This window comes from Streptomyces sp. NPDC046203 (assembly GCF_040646255.1).
Lineage (GTDB): Bacteria > Actinomycetota > Actinomycetes > Streptomycetales > Streptomycetaceae > Streptomyces.
Genome location: NZ_JBEYZX010000018.1, coordinates 57,719 through 76,052 on the forward strand (window position 1 = coordinate 57,719; position 18,334 = coordinate 76,052).

An 18,334-nucleotide genomic window follows, 5' to 3' on the forward strand; every position below is an offset into this window, starting at 1 on the left:
CGAAGATGTATAGCCCCCGGCCGGAGACTGATCCGGCCGGGGGTTCTTCGTGTTCCCGCGCCGGCGCCCGACCCGGTCGAGACAGGGAGAGAAAGATGACCGCGCAGACACTTGCCTTCACGGTGGAGAGCGACAGCGGCAGCCCCGGCATCATCGAGCTGATCGGCAAGGAGTCCGCCCACCTGCGGGAGAAGCTCCACCAGCACGGCGCCCTGCTGCTGCGCGGCTTCGAGGTCGGCGGGGTGGACGGCTTCGCCGACGTCGTACGGGCCCTGTCCGGCGAACCGCTGAAGTACTCCGAGCGCTCCTCGCCCCGCTCCACCATCAAGGGCAACGTCTACACCTCGACGGACTATCCGCCGGCCGAGGAGATCTTCCTGCACACCGAGAACTCGTACCAGGCCGCCTGGCCGCGGACGCTCTACTTCCACTGCGTGCGCGAGGCCGAGACGCTCGGCGCGACCCCGCTGGCCGACACCCGCGAGGTGCTGGCCCGGATCGATCCGGCCGTCGTGGAGGAGTTCGAGGTCCGCGGCTGGATGGCCGTCCGCAACTTCCACGAGGGCTTCGGCGTCGACTGGCGGCAGGTCTTCAACACCGAGGACCGCACCGAGGTCGAGGCCAACTGCCGTACCAAGGAGCTGGAGTTCGAGTGGACCGAGGACGGCGGCCTGCGCACCCGGGGCATCCGCCGGCCCGTGCACGTCCACCCCGTCACCGGTGAGCGGGTCTGGTTCAACCACATCACCTTCTTCCACAACACCACGCTGGCCCCCGACGTCCGCGAGGGCCTGCTGGAGCTGTTCGGCGAGGACGACCTGCCGAGCGACACCTTCTACGGCGACGGCGGGGTCATCCCGGACGAGGTCACCGCCCACCTGCGGGACTGCTACCGGGCCGCCTCCACCCGCTTCGACTACCGCTTCGACGACATCCTCGTCGTCGACAACATGCTCGCCGCGCACGGCCGGGAGCCCTTCACCGGGCCGCGCCGGATCGCCGTCGCGATGGCCGAGCCGTACGCCCCGGGTCAGGTGACCGCGTGAGCGCCTGGTTCCGTACCTTCCTCCCGCGCCCCTCGGCGGAGCTGCGGCTGATCTGCTTCCCGCACGCCGGCGGCGCCGCCAGCGCCTTCCGGGGCTGGGCCGAGCTGCTGCCGTCGTCGATCGAGGTGACCGCCGTCCAGTACCCGGGCCGGCAGGACCGCATCATGGCGGACCCGTCGCCCGACATGGACACCCTGGTCCGGGACCTCGCCGCGGAGATCGGTCCCCTCCTGGACCGCCCGGTGGCCTTCTTCGGACACAGCATGGGCGGCACCGTCGCCTACGAGGTGGCCCGCGCGCTGCCGCGCGAACTGCGGCCCGCCCTCGTCCACTTGTTCGCCTCGGCCCGCAAGGCGCCCGGCGACTGCGTACCGCCGGCCCCGGAGTACCGAGGCGACGAGGGCATGCTCCGCTACGTCACCTCGCTCGGCGGCGCCGCGGGCCGGCTCGTCGCCCACGAGGAACTGCGCGACATCGCGCTGTTCACGCTGCGCGCCGACTTCCATCTCATCGACACCTACACCCACCGGCCCGGCGCCCCGCTGCTGTGCCCGATCACCGCGATCGCCGGCGCGTACGACACCGCCTGCACGGCCGCCGACTCCGCCGCCTGGGCGGGCTACACCACCGGCCGCTTCGAGCTGCGCGAACTGCCCGGCGGCCACTTCTACCTGGAGAGCGCCCCCGAACGCCTGATGGACCTGCTCACCGACACGCTCATGCCCGCCCCGGCCGCCCGCTGACCCGCACCACACCCCAAGGAGCACTCCCCATGGCGAACAATCCCTTCGACGACCAGGACGGCCTCTTCCACGTCCTGGTCAACGGCGAGGAGCAGTACTCCCTCTGGCCGGCGTTCGCCGAGGTGCCCGAGGGCTGGACGGTGGCGCTCGCCGAGGCCGGGCGGGCCGCGTGCGTCGAATTCGTCGACACGCACTGGACCGATCTGCGGCCGCTGAGCCTGCGCGCGACGGTGGCGGGGCCGAACCATGGCTGATCTCGTCACCCGGCTGCCGCTCTCGGCGGCCCAGCGCGGCATCTGGTTCGCCCATGTGATGGACCCGACCGGCCGCCGCTACAACGTCGCCGAATACAAGGAGATCCAGGGGCCGCTGGACCTGGAGGTCCTGAAGACCGCCTGGACCCGGCTGGCCACCGAGGCGGACCTGCTGCGCACCGCCCGGATCGAGCAGGATGACACCGGCCTGTACCAGGTGCTGGATGCCGTCGCCGACATCCGCCCGCTGGTCCTGGTCGACCTGACCGGGCAGGCCGACCCGATGGCCGCCGCCGTGGCGTGGATGGACGAGGACCTGCGGACCCCGGTCGACCTCCTGGCCGGCGGCAGCGTCCACACGGTGGCCGTGCTCCGGCTGGGCCCCGAGCACTTCGTGTACTACCAGCGCTACCACCACATCATTCTCGACGGTATGGCCGCGGCCCTGTTGGACCACCGGCTCACCGAGCTGTACACCCAGGCGCTGGCCGGCAGCCCGTGGGAGACCGGCCCCTTCGCGCCGCTCGCGGAGATCCTGGCGGAGGACGCCGCCTACCGTGACTCGCGGGCCGCCGCCGACGACACCGCGTACTGGGCCGAGCGGCTGGCCGGACTGCCGGACACCCCGCGGATCGGCGAGCGCGAGGACAACCCGGCCGGACAGCCGGCCGGCGAGCCGTTCATCCGGCGCAGCGTGCGCCTGACGCCGGGGCAGTCCCAGCGGGTGCGGGACGCGGCCCGATCCGCCCGTACCTCCTGGTCGATGCTGATGATCGCGCTGGTCGCCGCCTATGTGCACCGCGCGTCCGGCAGAAACGAGCTGGTCCTCGGCCTGCCGGTGACCGGCCGCACCACCGGGCCGACCCGCCGCACCCCCTGCATGGTCTCCAACATCGTCCCGCTGCGTCTGACGGTCCGCCCGGAGCACGGGATCGGCGAGCTGATGACCCGGGTCCGCGCCGAGGTCAAGGCCGCGCTGGCCCACCAGCTGCCGCGCTACGAGGACCTGTGCCGCGACCTGTCCCGCGGGGAGAGCGGGCGCCGGATCGCCGCCCCCATGGTCAACATCATGGCGTTCGCGCCGGGCATGGGCTTCCTCGGACAGCCCGGCGTACAGCACAACCTGAGCAACGGCCCCGTCGACGACCTGTCCATCGGCGTCTACGACCTGGGCGAGGAGCAGGGCATCCGGATCGACTTCGACGCCGCCCCCGACACCTGCGACATCGACGCCGTCGCCGCCCACCAGGACCGCTTCCTGCACTTCGTGCAGGCGGCCCTCGACGCGCCCGGCCTCCCCGTCGGCCGGATCGAGCTGCTGCCCGGGACGGAGACCGACCGGCTGATCACCGGCTTCAATACCCCGGACACCGAGGTGCCCGCCGAGGACCGCACGCTCGCCGCGCTCTTCGAGGAGCAGGCCGCCCGGCACCCCGGCCGGATCGCCGTCAGCCACGGCTCCGAGTCCCTGACCTACGCCGAGCTGGAGGAGCGGGCCAACCGGCTCGCCCGGCTGCTCGCCGCCCGGGGCGCGGGCCCCGAAGGGTACGTCGCGGTCGCCCTGGAACGCTCGGCCGACCTGGTGACGGCGCTCCTCGCGGTCGTCAAGGCGGGCGCCGGCTATGTGCCGATGGATCCGCACTACCCGGCCGACCGCCTCGCGTACATGCTTCAGGACGCCGCCCCGGCCCTGGTCGTCACCACCCTGGACGGTGTGGACGCGCTGCCGGACACCGAGGTGCCGCTGCTCGTCCTGGACGCGGCGGACACCCGTGCCGAACTCGCCGCCACGGACCCGGCCTCCCTCACGGACGCCGACCGGACGGCCCCGCTGACCCCCGGCAACCCGGCGTACGTCATCTACACCTCCGGCTCCACCGGCCGCCCCAAGGGCGTGGTGATCCCGCACCGCAACGTCGTGCGCTTGTTCACCGCCACCGGCCACTGGTTCGACTTCGGGTCCGAGGACGTGTGGACCCTCTTCCACTCCTACGCCTTCGACTTCTCCGTCTGGGAGCTGTGGGGCCCGCTGCTGTACGGCGGCCGGCTCGTCGTCGTCCCGCACGCCGTGAGCCGCTCGCCGCAGGAGTTCCTGGCGCTGCTCGCCGAGGAGCAGGTGACCGTCCTCAACCAGACACCGTCGGCGTTCTACCAGCTGATGCGGGCCGACGCCGAGCAGCCGGTCGGCGAACTGGCGCTGCGTCGCGTCGTGTTCGGCGGCGAGGCCCTCGACCTGGGCCGGCTCGGCCCCTGGCAGCGGGCCCACCCGGAGGCCGTCCTCGTCAACATGTACGGCATCACCGAGACGACCGTGCACGTCAGCCATCTCGCGCTCGACGAGGCCGCCACCGAGGGCCAGACCCGCAGCCTCATCGGCCACGCCATCCCCGACCTGAGGATCTACGTCCTCGACACCGCGCTGCGGCCCTCCCCGGTCGGCGAGCGCGGCGAGATGTACGTGGCGGGCGCCGGACTCGCCCGCGGCTACCTCGGCCGCCCCGACCTGTCCGCCGACCGGTTCGTCGCCGACCCCTTCGGCGCGCCCGGTTCACGCATGTACCGCACCGGCGACCTCGCCCGCCGGCACGCCGACGGCGGACTCGAATACCTGGGCCGCGCCGACCACCAGGTCAAGATCCGAGGCTTCCGTATCGAACTCGGCGAGATCGAGAGCGTCCTGCTCGCCCAGGAGAAGGTCGCGAGCGGGGCGGTCGTCGTCCGCGAGGACCGCCCCGGCGACAAGCGACTGGTCGCCTATGTGGTGCCCGCCCCGGGCGCCGCGTTCACCGACGGAGAGCTGCGCGGCGCGCTCGGCGCGGAGCTGCCCGCGCACATGGTCCCGGCGGCCTTCGTCACCCTCGAGGTGCTGCCGCTGACCGCCAACGGCAAGCTCGACACCCGCTCGCTGCCCGCCCCGGCCGCCGGCGGCTCCGGCACGGGCCGGGCCCCGGCCACCCCGCGCGAAGAGACGCTGTGCGCGCTGTTCGCCGACGTCATCGGGGTCGAACGGGTCGGCGCCGACGACTCGTTCTTCGACCTCGGCGGCGACAGCATCATGGCCATCCAGCTGGTCTCGCAGGCCCGCCGGGCCGGACTCGTGCTCAGCCCGCGCGAGGTGTTCCGGCTGCGTACCCCCGGCGCCCTCGCCGAGGCCGCCACCGAGCCGGCCACCCGGCCGGCCGAGGCCCCGGGCGCGGGCCTCGGCGAGCTGCCGCTGACCCCCGTGATGCGCTGGTCGGACGAGCGCGGCGGCCCGCAGGACGGCTACAACCAGTCGGTGGTGCTGCGGGTTCCGGGCGAACTGACCCTGCCCCGCCTGGTGGCCGCCGTCCAGGCCGTCCTCGACCGTCACGACGCGCTGCGCGCCCACCGCACCGACCACGCACTCGTCGTCGGACCGGTCGGCTCCGCCGACGCCTCGGCCGCCGTCCGCCGCGTCGAGGCGACCGGACTCGACGAGACCGCGCTGGACGCCCTCGCCGACACCGAGGGACGGGCCGCGCTCGCCACCCTCGCCCCGCGCGAGCCCGGCGGCATGCTCCGCGCCGTCTGGCTCGACCGGGGCACCGGACAGCCGGGCCTGCTGGTCCTCGTCGTCCACCACCTCGCGGTCGACGGCGTGTCTTGGCGCGTCCTCGCCTCCGACCTGGCCGAGGCCTGGGCCGCGGTGTCCCGTGGCGAGACCCCCCGGATCGACCCGGTCGGCACCTCGCTGCGCACCTGGGCCCGCCGGCTCGCCGACGCGGCCGTCTCCCCGGAGCGCGAGGCCGAACTGCCGTACTGGAGCGAGGTACTCTCCCGAGGCGGCGCCCCGCTCGCGGAGCGCGCCCTCGACCCGGACCGGGACACCCTGGCCACCGTGGGCCGGCTGACCCTGCGGCTGCCCGCCGAGGCCACGCACGCCCTGCTCACCACCGTCCCGGCCGCGTTCCACGCCGAGGTCAACGACGTCCTGCTGACCGCCTTCGCGCTCGCCTGCCGGCGCTGGCGCGACGACGGCGGGCCGGTCCTCGTCGACCTGGAGGGCCACGGCCGTGAGGAGTCGGCCGTACCCGGCGCCGATCTGTCGCGCACCGTCGGCTGGTTCACCAGCATGTACCCGGTGCTGCTCGACGCCCCGGCCGACCCGGACCACGACCCCGGCGCCGCCCTGAAGGCCGTCAAGGAACAGCTGCGCGCCGTCCCCGGCAAGGGCATCGGCTACGGCCTGCTGCGCCATCTGAACCCGCGGACCGGCGCCCGGCTGGCCCCGCTCGCCGGCCCCGAGATCGGCTTCAACTACCTGGGCCGCTTCTCCGCGCCCGCCACCGCCGCCGACTGGGCGGTCATTCCGCGCCTGGGCGACGGCATCCCCGGCGGCCTGCCCGGCATGCCGCTCGGCCACGTCCTCGAACTCGACGCTCTGACCCAGGACGGCCCCGCCGGACCGGAACTCGTCGCGCGCTGGAGCTGGGCCGGTGACCTCCTCACCGAGCCCGAGGTGGCCGAACTCGCCGCCCTGTGGTTCGAGACCCTGGACGAACTGGCCCGCCACGGCACCCGCCCGGGCGCCGGTGGACGTACTCCCTGCGACATCGCCCCGGCGGTGCTCACCCAGGCCGAGATCGAACTCCTGGAACGCCGCCGACCCGGCCTCACCGACATCCTGCCGCTCTCGCCGCTCCAGGAGGGCCTGCTCTTCCACAGCCTCCAGGCGGGCGACAGCGACATCTACACCGCCCAGATCGAACTCGTCCTGAACGGCCCGCTCGACGCGGCCCGGCTGCGCCACGCCGCCGAGACCCTGCTGGCCCGTCACCCGCACCTCGCCGCCGAGTTCCACCACGAGGGCCTGGACCGGCCCGCGCAGACCGTGCCGGGCGAGATCCGCGTCCCCTGGGCCGCCGACGACCTCACCCACCTGCCCGAGGAGGAGCGGAGCGCCGCCGCGGCCGCCCTGGCCGCCACCGAGCGCGCCATCGGCTTCACCCCCGACGAGGGTCCGCTGCTGCGCTTCACCCTGGTCAGAACGGGCCAGGAAAGCCACCGGCTGCTCCTGACCAACCACCATCTGCTGCTCGACGGCTGGTCCATGCCGGTGCTCGTCCGCGAGCTGCTGAGCCTGTACGCGGCCGGGACCGCCCCCTCGCCGCTGCCCCGGGTCCGCCCGTACCGCGACTTCCTCACCCACCTCGCCGGCACCGACCGGCAGGCGGCCCGCGCCGCCTGGAGCGAGGCGCTCGCCGGGGTCGAGGAGCCCACCCTGGTCCGGCCCTCGGACCCGGGACGCACCCCGACCGTGCCCGGACGGCTGGAGTTCACGCTGACGGCGACCGTCGCCGACGCGCTCGCCGAGCGGGCCCGGACGGCCGGGATCACCCTCAACACGGTGCTCCAGGGCGCCTGGGCACTGGTCCTGGCCCGGCTGACCGGCCGCGACGACGTCGTCTTCGGCGCCACGGTCTCCGGCCGCCCGGCCGAACTGCCCGACGTCGAGGCGATGGCCGGCCTGTTCATCAACACCGTCCCGGTACGGCTGCGCCTCGACGGCCACGAGACCCTCGGCGCCCTGCTGGAGCGGATGCAGCGGGAACAGTCGGCGCTCCTCGGCCACCAGCACCTCGGGCTCTCCGAGATCCAGCAACTCGTCGGTGTGGGAGCGCTGTTCGACACCGCGATGGTCTTCGAGAACTATCCGCTGGACGTGTCCGCGCTGGCCGCCGCCACGGCGGGCTCCGGCCTCGTGCTCGACGGCGTCGACGGCCACGACGCGGTGCACTACACCCTGGGCATGGTCGCCCGGCCGGGTGCCGACGGACTGGACTTCCGGCTCGACCACCAGAGCGACCTGCTCGACGCGGACCAGGCCCGCGGGGTCGCCGACCGGCTGCTCACCGTCCTCACCGCCATCGCCGAGCGGCCCGGCACGCCCGTCGGCCGGCTGGACGTCCTGCCGCCCGCCGAGCGTGCGCTCCTGGTCACCGGCTGGAACGCCACCGACATCCCGGAAGCGGCCCTGCCCCACACCATCCCGGGCCTCTTCGAGGCCCAGGTGGCCCGTACGCCCGACGCCGTCGCGCTGGTCCACGGGGACACCGAACTGACGTACCGCGAGCTGAACACCCGCGCCAACCGGCTCGCCCGGCTGCTCGTACGGCGCGGCGCGGGACCCGAGCGGTTCGTCGCCATCGCCCTGCACCGGTCCGTGGACCTGGTCGTGACCCAGCTGGCCGTGCTCAAGGCGGGCGCCGCGTTCGTCCCGCTGGACCCGAACTACCCGGCCGACCGGCTCGCCTACATGCTCGCCGACTCCGCGCCCTGCCTGGTCGTCACCAGCAGCGCGGTGGCCGACGGCGGACTGCCCCGCTCCGAGGCGCCCCGGCTGCTGATCGACCGCACAGCGTACGACCACCGCTCGGGCCGGGGCCTCGCCGTGCCCCGCGACGCGGGCCGCCCGGCGTACGTCATCTACACCTCGGGCTCCACCGGCCGCCCCAAGGGCGTCGTCGTCACCCACCGGGGCATCGCCTCCATGGTCGCCGCCCAGCGGGCCGGCCTCGGCGTCACCCCGGACAGCCGGGTCCTGCTCTTCGCCTCGCCCAGCTTCGACGCGGCGGTGTGGGAGCTGTGCATGGCCCTGCTCACCGGAGCCCGCGCGGTCCTCGGCGACGCGGACCAGCTGCTGCCCGGCCCGACCCTGGCCGCGCTGATCGCCCGGCACGGCGTCACCCATGTGACCCTGCCCCCCTCGGCGCTCCCCGTGATGCCCGAGGACAGCCTGCCGCCCGGCTCCACCCTGGTGGTGGCGGGCGAGGCCACCGCGCCCGACCTGGTGGACCGCTGGTCCCGGGGCCGGCGCATGGTCAACGCGTACGGCCCCACCGAGTCCACGGTCTGCGCCAGCATGAGCGCCCCGCTGGCCGGCCCGGTGCTCGCGCCGATCGGCGGCCCGATCGCCAACACCCGGACGTATGTGCTCGACGCGCACCTCCAGCCGGTCCCGGCCGGCACCCCCGGCGAGCTCTACCTGGCCGGCTCCGGTCTCGCCCGGGGCTATCTGGGCCGGCCCGACCTGACGGCGGACCGCTTCGTCGCCGACCCGTTCGGCGCCCCCGGATCGCGCATGTACCGGACCGGCGACGTGGCCCGCTGGCGCGCCGACGGCACCCTCGACTACCTCGGCCGCACCGACCACCAGGTCAAGATCCGGGGCTTTCGCGTGGAGCCCGGCGAGATCGAGTCGGCGCTCACCGCCCACCCGGGCATCGAGCGGGCCGCCGTCGTGGTCCGCGAGGACCGGCCGGGCGCGAAGCGGCTGGTGGCCTACACGGTCGGCCAGGACGTGGCCGTCCCCGCCCTGCGCGCCTTCCTCGGCGCCTCGCTGCCGGACTACATGGTCCCCTCGGCCTTCGTGACGCTCGCCGAACTCCCGCTGACCGCCAACGGAAAGGTGGACCAGAAGGCGCTGCCCGCGCCGAGGTCCGTCACGGCCGAGGGCGCCGGCCGGGCCCCGGCGACCTCCGAAGAGGCCCTGCTGTGCGGTCTGTTCGCCGAGCTGCTCGGGAACCCGGCCGCCGGACCCGACGACTCCTTCTTCGACCTGGGCGGCGACAGCATCACCGCCATCCAACTGGTGTCCCGGGCCCGGGCGACGGGGCTCGCGCTCAGCGTGCGCGACGTGTTCGTCCAGCGGACCCCCAGCGCGCTGGCCTCGATCGCCGAGGCGGCGACGGACCAGGAGCGCGAGGGGGAGCAGGCGCAAGTTCCGTACCTCGAAGGGCCGTTCCCCGGCCTGGAGGAGGAGACGGAGGTGCTGACGCGCTCCGACCCGGACCTCGTCGACGTCCTGCCGCTCACCCCGCTCCAGGAGGGCTTCCTCTTCCACTCGCTGCTGAGCGACGACGACGGCGACGGCCCCGACGTCTACACCACCCAGCTCGCCCTCGATCTTCAGGGCCCGCTGGACGCGGACGCCCTGCGGGCCGCGGCCGAGCGGCTCCTGGAGCGCCAGCCGGCGCTGCGGGCCGGGTTCCACTACGACACGGACCGCCCGGTGCAGGTGGTGCACGCCCGAGCGGTGCTGCCCTGGCTGTGGGTCGACCTCGGCGCCGACGACGAGGCCGCGGCCGCCGCCCGCGCTCTCGAAGTGGCCGACGCCGAGCGGGCGTACACCTTCGACCTGGAAGCCCCGCCGCTGCTGCGGATGGCGCTGATCGCCCTGCCCGGCGGCCGGCATCGCCTGCTGCTGACGGCCCATCACATCCTGTGGGACGGCTGGTCGGTACCGATCCTGGTCGAAGAGCTCTTCACCCTGTACGCCGAGCGTGACGGGAGCGGCACCCTGCCCCCGGCCCCGCCGGTGCGCGCCTACCTCGGCTGGCTGGCCGGCCGCGACCGCGCCACCGCCGAGTCCGCCTGGCGGACCGCCCTCGCGGGCCTCGCCGAGCCGACCATGGTCGCACCCGGGATCGCCGAGGAGGAGGCGCGGCCCCAGCGGTCGGTACGGATCGAGCTCTCCGCGGATCTGACCACCCGGCTCCACGCCGGTCTGCGCGCCGCCGGAATCACCCTGTCCACGGCCGTCCAGGCCGCCTGGGCCCTCGTCCTCGCCCGGCACACCGGCCGTGACGACGTGGTCTTCGGCTCGACGGTCTCCGGCCGTACGCCCGAGGTTCCCGGCATCGAACGGATGGTCGGCAACTTCATCAACACCCTCCCGGTACGGGTCCGTTTGGACCCCGAGGAGTCGCTGGGCGGACTGCTCGCCCGGATCCAGGAGGAACAGGCGGCCCTGCTGCCCCACCACCACCTGGGCCTCGGCGACATCCAGCGACTGGCCGGAAACGGGCCGCTGTTCGACACCACGACCGTCGTCAAGAACACCCCGCTGGACTCCGCCGCGCTGCTCGGCCGGGCCGGCGAGGGCCCCGGCGGGCTGCGGCTGACCGGCGGCGACAGCGAGGACGCCACCCACTACCCGCTGCGCATGCAGGCGGTGCCGGGACTGGATTCGACCCGGCTCGGACTGCACCTCGGCTACCTCCCGGACGTCTACCGGCACGAAGAGGCGACAGCCCTGCTGGACCGGATGGCCCGGATCCTCCAGGCGGTCGCCGACGCGAGCGGGACGCCGGTGGGCGGGCTCGAACAGCCGCCGGCCGGCACGGCGGCCGGGCAGGACAGTCCGGCGGCCGCCGGTACGTTCTCGTCGGCAGGCGGGTACTGAACCACCTTGAAGGCGAAGCCGGTTGGGCCCGTCCAGTACAAGATCACTTGATAGGTGTTGGGGTATGAACGACAACCAGACAGTCCGACTCGAACAGGTCAGCCGGCTCTACGCGGCGGGCTCGGCGGCGCAGGTACGCGCCCTCGACGATATTTCGGTGACCTTCGAACACGGCACCTTCACCGCGGTGATGGGACCCTCGGGGTCCGGCAAGAGCACCCTGCTGCAGTGCGCGGCGGGACTCGACCGCCCCGACACGGGGCGGGTCGTCGTGGACGAGGTCGAACTCGGCCCGCTCGGCGAGAAGGCCCTCACCGAACTGCGCCGGGACCGGATCGGCTTCATCTTCCAGGCGTTCAACCTGCTCGGCGCGCTCACCGCCGAGCAGAACGTGGGACTGCCGCTGCGGCTGGCCGGCCGCCGGCCGGACCCGGCCGAGGTACGGGCCGCGCTGGCCCGGGTCGGCCTCGGCGAACGCGCCGGGCACCTGCCCAACCAGATGTCCGGCGGCCAGCAGCAGCGGGTGGCCATCGCCCGCGCCCTGATCACCCGCCCGAAGGTGCTCTTCGCCGACGAGCCGACCGGCGCCCTGGACAGCAGCTCCAGCCGGACCGTCCTGAAGCTGCTGCGCGAACTCGTCGACGACCAGCGGCAGACCACCATCATGGTCACCCACGACCCGGTCGCCGCCTCCTACGCCGACCGCGTCCTCTTCCTCGTCGACGGCCGCGTCACCGGCGAGATGCACCAGCCGACCGCGCGGCGGGTGGCCGAGCACATGGCGCGCCTGGAGTCCGGCCCGGAGCCCGCCGCCGAGGGCGCCCCGGCGGAGACCGAAGCGGCCGCCGGGCCCGTCCGGATCGACGGTGGCCGCTGATGGGGATCACCCTGCTGCTGCCCGTGGCCGTGGCCACCCTGCGCAAGCGGTGGCTCGGCTTCGCCGGCTCCTTCGTCGCCCTCACCCTGGGCGTCGCCCTCATCTCCGCGACGGGACTGCTCGTCAGCACCTCGGCGGGCCTGGAGAACAATGACCCGTCCGCGCCGTCCCTGAAGAAACTGCTCACCTTCATGGCCGGCATGTCCGGCTTCGTCTCCCTCTTCGTCGTCGCCTCGACGTTCGCGTTCGCGGTCGCGGGGCGGCGCCGGGAGACGGCGCTGCTGCGGGCGGTCGGCGCGACCCCGCGCCAGGTCCGGCTGCTCGTCCTCGGCGAGGCGCTCGTCGTCTCCCTGGCCGCCTCGGTCTGCGGCGCGCTCCTCGGCACCGCCGTGGCACCGCTGTTCGCCCGCTGGCTGATCGCCCGGGAAGCCGCCCCCGAGGGCTTCACCGTGGACTTCAGCATCACCCCGCTGCTCGTCGCCGCCGCCGTCGAGGTGGCGGTGGCGGTGGCCGGCGCCTACGCGGCGGCCGGCCGGGCGGCCCGGGTCCGGCCGGTGGAGGCCCTCGGCGACGCGGCCGTCGACGGCAAGGTGATGACCCCCGGCCGCTGGGTGTGGGCCGTCGGCTACCTCGCCGTCTTCGGCACCGTCCTCGCCCTGTTCGCCACCATGCCGCCCGGCATGGACCAGGACCCGCAACTGCGCGACCCGCAGAACCTGCCCGTCTGGACGCTCCTCATCGACGTCATGGCCATCATGGCGGTCGCCCTGTTCGCCCCGCTGCTGATCCCGCCGCTGGTCCGGCTGCTGACCCTGCCCGTACCGCTGGCCTCCGGGGCGGTGGGCCTGCTGGCCCGGCAGAACGCCCTCGCGGCCGTACGGCGCACCGTCTCCACCGCCACCCCGATGTTCCTGGTGATCGGACTGACCGGCACGGTCGTCGGCTCCACCCTCACCTTCGGCGACGCCCGGACCCTCCAGACCCGCGACGCGCTGAGCGCCCGCTACGTCGTCGAACCCGCGAAGGGCCCCGTCCTCGCGCCGGGCACCGTCGAGAAACTGCGCGCCCTGCCCGGCGTGGGCACCACCACCATCCGTACGACCTGGCTGAACGGCCTGTCCGGCGGGGCCGGCTCCTCGCCCGCCGCCGCGGGCACCCTGTCCGCCACCGCCATCGACGGGAACGCCGCCGCCACCTGGCGGCTGCCCGCCGAGGCGGGTTCGCTGAGCGACCTCAAGGGATCCTCCCTCGCCGTCTCCGGCGAACTGGCCAAGGCCAACGGCTGGCAGGTCGGCGACAAGCTGGACACCACCCTCGACGACGGCACCCCCCGCACCCTCACCGTGGTCGCCCTGGTCAAGACCCCGCTGAGCCTCGCCGAAGTGCTGCTGCCGTACTCCGTCGTCGCCGGACACCTGTCCGCCGACCGGGGACCCACCGCCGCCTTCCTCACCGCACCCGACACGGCCACCGCACCGGCCCTGGATCCCGCCGAGGGCGTCAAGGTCACCGCGGCGGACGCGTGGGGAGGGGCCGACGACGCGCGGTCCCACGCCGAATGGATCGCGATGATCGCCATCCTGGGCCCGGCCCTGCTCTACGCCCTGATCGCCATCGTCAACACCATGATGATGTCCACCGGCGACCGGCTGCGGGACTTCTCCACGCTCCGGCTCACCGGCGGCAACGACCGCCAGGTGCTCGCGATGGTGGGAGTCGAGGCACTCCTGACGGCCCTCACCGCCACCGCCCTGGCGCTCCTCGTCACCACCGGCACCCAGGTCGCCACCCTGATGCTGATCGGCAACCGGATCCTGACCGCCGGTCCCGAACTCCCGCTGCGTCTGCCCTGGTCCGCCCTCGGCGGCGCCGCCGCGGCCGGTCTCGCGCTCGCGCTCGTCGCCAGCCTGCTGCCTGCCCGACTGGCGCTGCGCGCCCGGGCCCTGGACCTGGCGGCAGCCCGTCAGTGACACGCCCCGCTCCCCGTACCCCGTATGCCCGCGTGCTCCGCCCGCTCCCTCCCGCCGGAGCGGAACCGAACCGAACCGAACCGAAAGAGGACCGACGATGAGCTTCGCCACGCTCACTCCGTTCGCCGCCACCGCCGCGCCGGCCGATCCGCCCGCCGCGCGACGAGCCACCGTGCTGCTCGCCGAGGAGCTGTCGCCGGCCACCGTCGCCGCGCTCGGCCCGGACGTCGACGTGGTGCGCTGCGACGGCACCGACCGCGCCGCGCTGTTCGCCGCGCTCGCCGACGCCGACGCGGTCCTGGTCCGGTCCGCCACGACCATGGACGCCGAGGCCATCGCGGCGGCGCCGCGGCTGAAGGTGATCGCCCGGGCCGGCATCGGCCTGGACAACGTGGACGTGCCGGCGGCCACCGCCGCGGGCGTCCTGGTCGTCAACGCCCCCACGTCCAACATCGTCAGTGCCGCCGAGCACGCGATCGCCCTGCTCCTCGCCGTCGCCCGCAACGTGGCCCCCGCCGACGCCGCGCTGCGGGCGGGGAAGTGGCAGCGGTCCCGCTTCACCGGGGTCGAACTGTCGGGGAAGACCCTTGGCATCGTCGGCCTCGGCCGGATCGGCTCCCTGGTGGCCGCCCGGATGGCCGCGTTCGGCATGGAGATCGTCGCGTACGACCCGTACGCCGACGAGACCGTGGCCGAGCGCGCCGGCGCGCGGCTCGTCACCCTGGACGAGCTGCTGGCCCAGAGCGACTTCCTCACCGTCCACCTGCCGAAGACGCCCGAGACCCTCGGTCTGATCGACGCCGGGGCGCTGGCCAAGATGAAGCCGGGGGCCCGGCTCGTCAACGCCGCGCGCGGCGGCATCGTCGACGAACAGGCGCTCTACGAGGCACTGGCGGAGGGCCGGATCGCGGGAGCCGCGCTGGACGTCTTCGCCACCGAACCCTGCCTGGACTCCCCGCTGTTCGGCCTGGAGAACGTGGTGGTGACCCCGCACCTGGGCGCCGGCACGGCCGAGGCCCAGGAGAAGGCGGGCACCTCGGTGGCCGCCTCGGTCCGGCTCGCCCTGGCGGGGGAGCCGGTGCCGGACGCGGTCAACGGCTGAGGGCCATCCGCCCTGCCTCTCCCTTTGCCATCGCCCCACCGCCCCTGAACTCCCGTACGGGAGCCGCGCCGTACCGCGGTTCCCGTACGGGCCCGACTTGCACGAGCCGCATGGTGCGACCCGCCTCGCACAGACCGCCCCACGGGCAACGCCCGCCCGTGCCCGCCCACGAACCAGGAGAACGCCGGACATGAGCGCCCAGACCCTCCAGACCCCCCAGCCCGTCGCGTCCCCGCCCTCCGCCGAGATCGTCATCGCCGGTCTGCGCGACCGCATCGACCTCCTCGACGCGGAGATCCTCCGGCTGCTCGACAGCCGCCGGGCCTTCTCCGAGGCCATCCAGGATGCCCGGATCTCGTCCGGTGGCCGCCGCACCGAACTGGGGCGGGAGAACGTCGTCATCAACCGCTACGCCGACCGACTCGGCCGACCCGGCGGGAAGATGGCGATGGCGGTCCTGGAGTTCTGCCGGGGCTCGCTGACGCGCCCGGCGGCGTGACGCCCTGACCCGTGAGGACACGGCCCGGCCGGATCCTCACGACAGCGGAACGAGGGTTCCACGGAAGGGTGGCCAGTCCCACGACGACGAGACGTACACCGAGGAGAACAGCTCCTTGATCAAGGGTGTGAAGGTCCCGTCGCTCGCGCTCGGCGATGACAACGTGACGGTGACGACGCGCGCCGGCACGAGCGCTCCCCAGATCTTCACCATCGAGGGTTGATCGAGGGTGAGGGGCTGTCCGGCGGATCTTGGCGCAGTCGGCCCGTCCCCTGGCAGAAGCACATCAAGAAGATCACCACGAGATCGCCCTGACACCTGACACCTGACACCTGATCCATGCGCAGCCCCCAGGCCCCCATTCCGAAGAGGGAAGGGGGCCTGGGGGCTGCGCATGGGCGCGGGGGCGGGCGGTCGTCAGGGGCCGGGCGGGTCAGCTCGCCTGCGCGAGTGCGGCGGCGCGTACGGGACGTTCCACCGGCAGCGACAGGACGTGGAGCAGCAGGAGCGGGTGGAAGCGGAAGGCGCTGCCCGCCAGACCGCCCACCGTGCCGGGGGAGTGGACCGGCTCCAGGAGCCGGCCGTCGGCGAGCCGTTCCACCAGGTCCTCGGCGAGCCGCAGCGGCACACCGAGGATCGGCGCGGCGGAGACCGGGGTGAAGGCCCGCGAGCCGAGCGCCGACAGCCGGGTCAGCACCTCGCGGTCCTCGGTACCGGTACGGCGCAGCCAGCTCGCCAGGGCGCCGGTCACGTCCAGCTCACCGAAGGAGAGTTCGGCGAGCCGGGTCGGCTCGTCGGCCAGCCGTTGCGCGAGCCGGCCCACCGACCAGTGCGGGCGGGCGGCGAGCCGGGCTCCGGTGATCCGCAGGGCGAGCGGCAGCCCGGCGCAGTACTCCACGATCCGTTCGGCGGCGGCCGGTTCGGCGGTGGTGCGCGCCTTGCCGATGGTCCTGGTGAGCAGGGCGAGCGACTCGGTGCGGTTCATGGCGCCGAGCGCGAGGGTGGCGAGGCCGGTCTCCGCGGCGAGGTGGACATGACCGACGACGAGGACCGCCGAGTGCGGTCCGGCCGGCAGCAGTGGGGTGAGGCCGGCGCTCTCGGAGGCGTTGTCCAGCAGGACCAGGAGCCGGCGGTCCGCCGTGCGGGTCCGGTAGATGCGTACCAGTTCCTCCAGGTCGCGGACGGCGGACGCGGGCGGCTCGGTGCCGAGCGCGCGCAGGAACCGTACGAGGACGTCGCGCGGGTCCTTGGGGATGCCGTCCGCACCGGTCAGGTCGGCGTACAGCTGACCGTCGGGGAACTCGTCCCGCGCCGCGTGCGTCGCGTGCACGGCGAGGGCCGTCTTGCCGATGCCGGCCATCCCGGTGATCAGGCAGCGGCGCGGCTCGCCGACGGCTCCGGCGGGGCGGGGGGCGAGCAGCCGGTGCAGCTCGGCCAGTTCGCGGGAGCGCCCGCTGAAGCCCGCGATGCCGGGCGGCAGCATGAACGGCGAGGCGGTGTGCGGGTCACCCTCGGCCGGGCCGTCTTCGGCGGCGGGGTTGCCGGAACCGCCGGGGCCGCCGGGCGCGGGCTGCCCGACCTGTTCGACCTGTTCGACCCGCTCGGCAGGTCCGGCAGGTCCGGCCTGCCCGGCCTGCTCGAAGACCGCGCGCAGGGGTGGGGCGTCGGCGGGCGACGGCTGCGCGGGGAGCGGGTGGGGGAGGGGGAGGGGGGAGCCGCTGCGGGGATTGGGGATACGGGCGAGCGTGGGGCCGGGAGCCGCCGCGGCCGGGGCCGGGGCAGGGGTGGGAGCGGCGGTGGCGGGGACTGGGGCGGGGGCGGCGGGCGGCAGGGTCACCGACGTACGCTCCTCGGCCTGCGGTTCGAGGTCCAGGGTGGCGCACAGCAGAGCCTGGTGCGCGGCCCTCAGACCACTGCCGGGGTCGACCCCGAGCTCGTCGGCGAGCACCGCGCGGCCCTCGTCGAAGACATGCAGCGCGTCGGCCTGCCGGCCGCACCGGTACAGGGCGGTCATCAGCTGCGCCCGCATCCGCTCGCGCAGCGGGAAATCGGCCACCAGCCGGGTCAGTTCGGCCACGATCTGCTGGTGCCTGCCGAGGGCGAGGTCGGCCTCCATCCGGTTCTCCAGGGTGGCGGCGCGTCCCTCCTCCCACTGCGGGACCTCCTCCTCCGCGAGGAACTCGGTGACGTTGACCAGCATGGGACCCTGCCACAGCTCCAGCGCGTCCCGGAGGAGGACCGAGGCCTCCGCGTATCGGCGTTCCTGGAGCGCCTGCCGACCGCACCGGTCGAGACGCTCGTACTCCAGGATGTCGACGCGGCACTCCCCGGTCCTGATCGCGTACCCGGGCGAGCGGCGCTCCAGGGCGACTTCGGGGTCGAGGAGTTTGCGCAGACGTGACACGTACGTATAGATCTGCGCGCTCATCGTGGCCGGCGGCTCGGCTCCCCACAGGAGCCGACTGAGCCGGGTGTCCGGCACCACTCGCCCCCGGGCCAGCAGGAGGGCGGCGAGAAGGGTGTGCATCTTCGTTCCCGAGAGGGCGATGCGCGAGCCATCTCGGGTGGCCTCGACCGGGCCAAGCAGTTGGAGGTCCATGAGTTCCTGTCGATGACGGGCCGTGGTGGGGGCGGCGGC

At 74.1% G+C, this 18,334-nt stretch carries 8 protein-coding genes and 1 pseudogene; 8 read left to right on the forward strand and 1 reads right to left on the reverse strand.

Annotated features, from left to right (window positions below):
• The first annotated feature begins 95 nt into the window (after positions 1-95).
• From ABZ990_RS16220 to ABZ990_RS16255, 8 genes and pseudogenes are all read left to right on the forward strand, one after another.
• Entirely contained in the window at positions 96-1,046 is a 951-nt protein-coding gene (locus tag ABZ990_RS16220) for a TauD/TfdA family dioxygenase (protein ID WP_361231283.1), read from the forward strand.
• Positions 1,043-1,789, forward strand: a complete 747-nt coding sequence (locus ABZ990_RS16225; protein ID WP_361231285.1) for an alpha/beta fold hydrolase — start codon at positions 1,043-1,045, stop codon at positions 1,787-1,789. The genes ABZ990_RS16220 and ABZ990_RS16225 overlap by 4 nt, the downstream gene beginning before the upstream one ends.
• A gap of 29 nt (positions 1,790-1,818) precedes the next feature.
• Positions 1,819-2,043: an MbtH family NRPS accessory protein gene (locus ABZ990_RS16230; RefSeq protein WP_361231286.1), complete on the forward strand. Its 225-nt coding sequence runs from the start codon at positions 1,819-1,821 to the stop codon at positions 2,041-2,043.
• A complete protein-coding gene (locus ABZ990_RS16235) occupies positions 2,036-11,248 on the forward strand; it encodes an amino acid adenylation domain-containing protein (protein ID WP_361231288.1) in 9,213 nt (3,070 codons plus the stop codon). The genes ABZ990_RS16230 and ABZ990_RS16235 overlap by 8 nt, the downstream gene beginning before the upstream one ends.
• Positions 11,249-11,312: 64 nt before the next feature.
• Positions 11,313-12,125: an ABC transporter ATP-binding protein gene (locus ABZ990_RS16240; RefSeq protein ID WP_361231290.1), complete on the forward strand. Its 813-nt coding sequence runs from the start codon at positions 11,313-11,315 to the stop codon at positions 12,123-12,125.
• The gene (locus ABZ990_RS16245; RefSeq protein ID WP_361231292.1) at positions 12,125-14,095 is read left to right on the forward strand and encodes an ABC transporter permease; all 1,971 of its coding nucleotides are present in this window, start codon (positions 12,125-12,127) and stop codon (positions 14,093-14,095) included. The genes ABZ990_RS16240 and ABZ990_RS16245 overlap by 1 nt, the downstream gene beginning before the upstream one ends.
• Positions 14,096-14,267: 172 nt before the next feature.
• Positions 14,268-15,191 (forward strand): annotated as a pseudogene (locus ABZ990_RS16250) (hydroxyacid dehydrogenase); the annotation flags it as partial.
• A gap of 196 nt (positions 15,192-15,387) precedes the next feature.
• Positions 15,388-15,696, forward strand: coding sequence for a chorismate mutase (locus ABZ990_RS16255; protein WP_361231294.1), 309 nt, complete (start codon positions 15,388-15,390; stop codon positions 15,694-15,696).
• Positions 15,697-16,129: 433 nt separating this feature from the next.
• On the opposite strand, the gene ABZ990_RS16260 is transcribed toward ABZ990_RS16255, so the two are convergent.
• The gene (locus ABZ990_RS16260; protein WP_361231296.1) at positions 16,130-18,295 is read right to left on the reverse strand and encodes a BTAD domain-containing putative transcriptional regulator; all 2,166 of its coding nucleotides are present in this window, start codon (positions 18,293-18,295) and stop codon (positions 16,130-16,132) included.
• Positions 18,296-18,334 lie beyond the last annotated feature (39 nt).

What these genes read in the sequence shown, in the direction of transcription:
- ABZ990_RS16220 (WP_361231283.1), top strand. Translation starts at nt 96, where the DNA reads ATGACCGCGCAGACACTTGCCTTCACGGTGGAGAGCGACAGCGGCAGC.
- ABZ990_RS16230 (WP_361231286.1), top strand. Translation starts at nt 1,819, where the DNA reads ATGGCGAACAATCCCTTCGACGACCAGGACGGCCTCTTCCACGTCCTG.
- ABZ990_RS16235 (WP_361231288.1), top strand. Translation starts at nt 2,036, where the DNA reads ATGGCTGATCTCGTCACCCGGCTGCCGCTCTCGGCGGCCCAGCGCGGC.
- ABZ990_RS16240 (WP_361231290.1), top strand. Translation starts at nt 11,313, where the DNA reads ATGAACGACAACCAGACAGTCCGACTCGAACAGGTCAGCCGGCTCTAC.
- ABZ990_RS16245 (WP_361231292.1), top strand. Translation starts at nt 12,125, where the DNA reads ATGGGGATCACCCTGCTGCTGCCCGTGGCCGTGGCCACCCTGCGCAAG.
- ABZ990_RS16255 (WP_361231294.1), top strand. Translation starts at nt 15,388, where the DNA reads ATGAGCGCCCAGACCCTCCAGACCCCCCAGCCCGTCGCGTCCCCGCCC.
- ABZ990_RS16260 (WP_361231296.1), bottom strand. Translation starts at nt 18,295, where the DNA reads ATGGACCTCCAACTGCTTGGCCCGGTCGAGGCCACCCGAGATGGCTCG.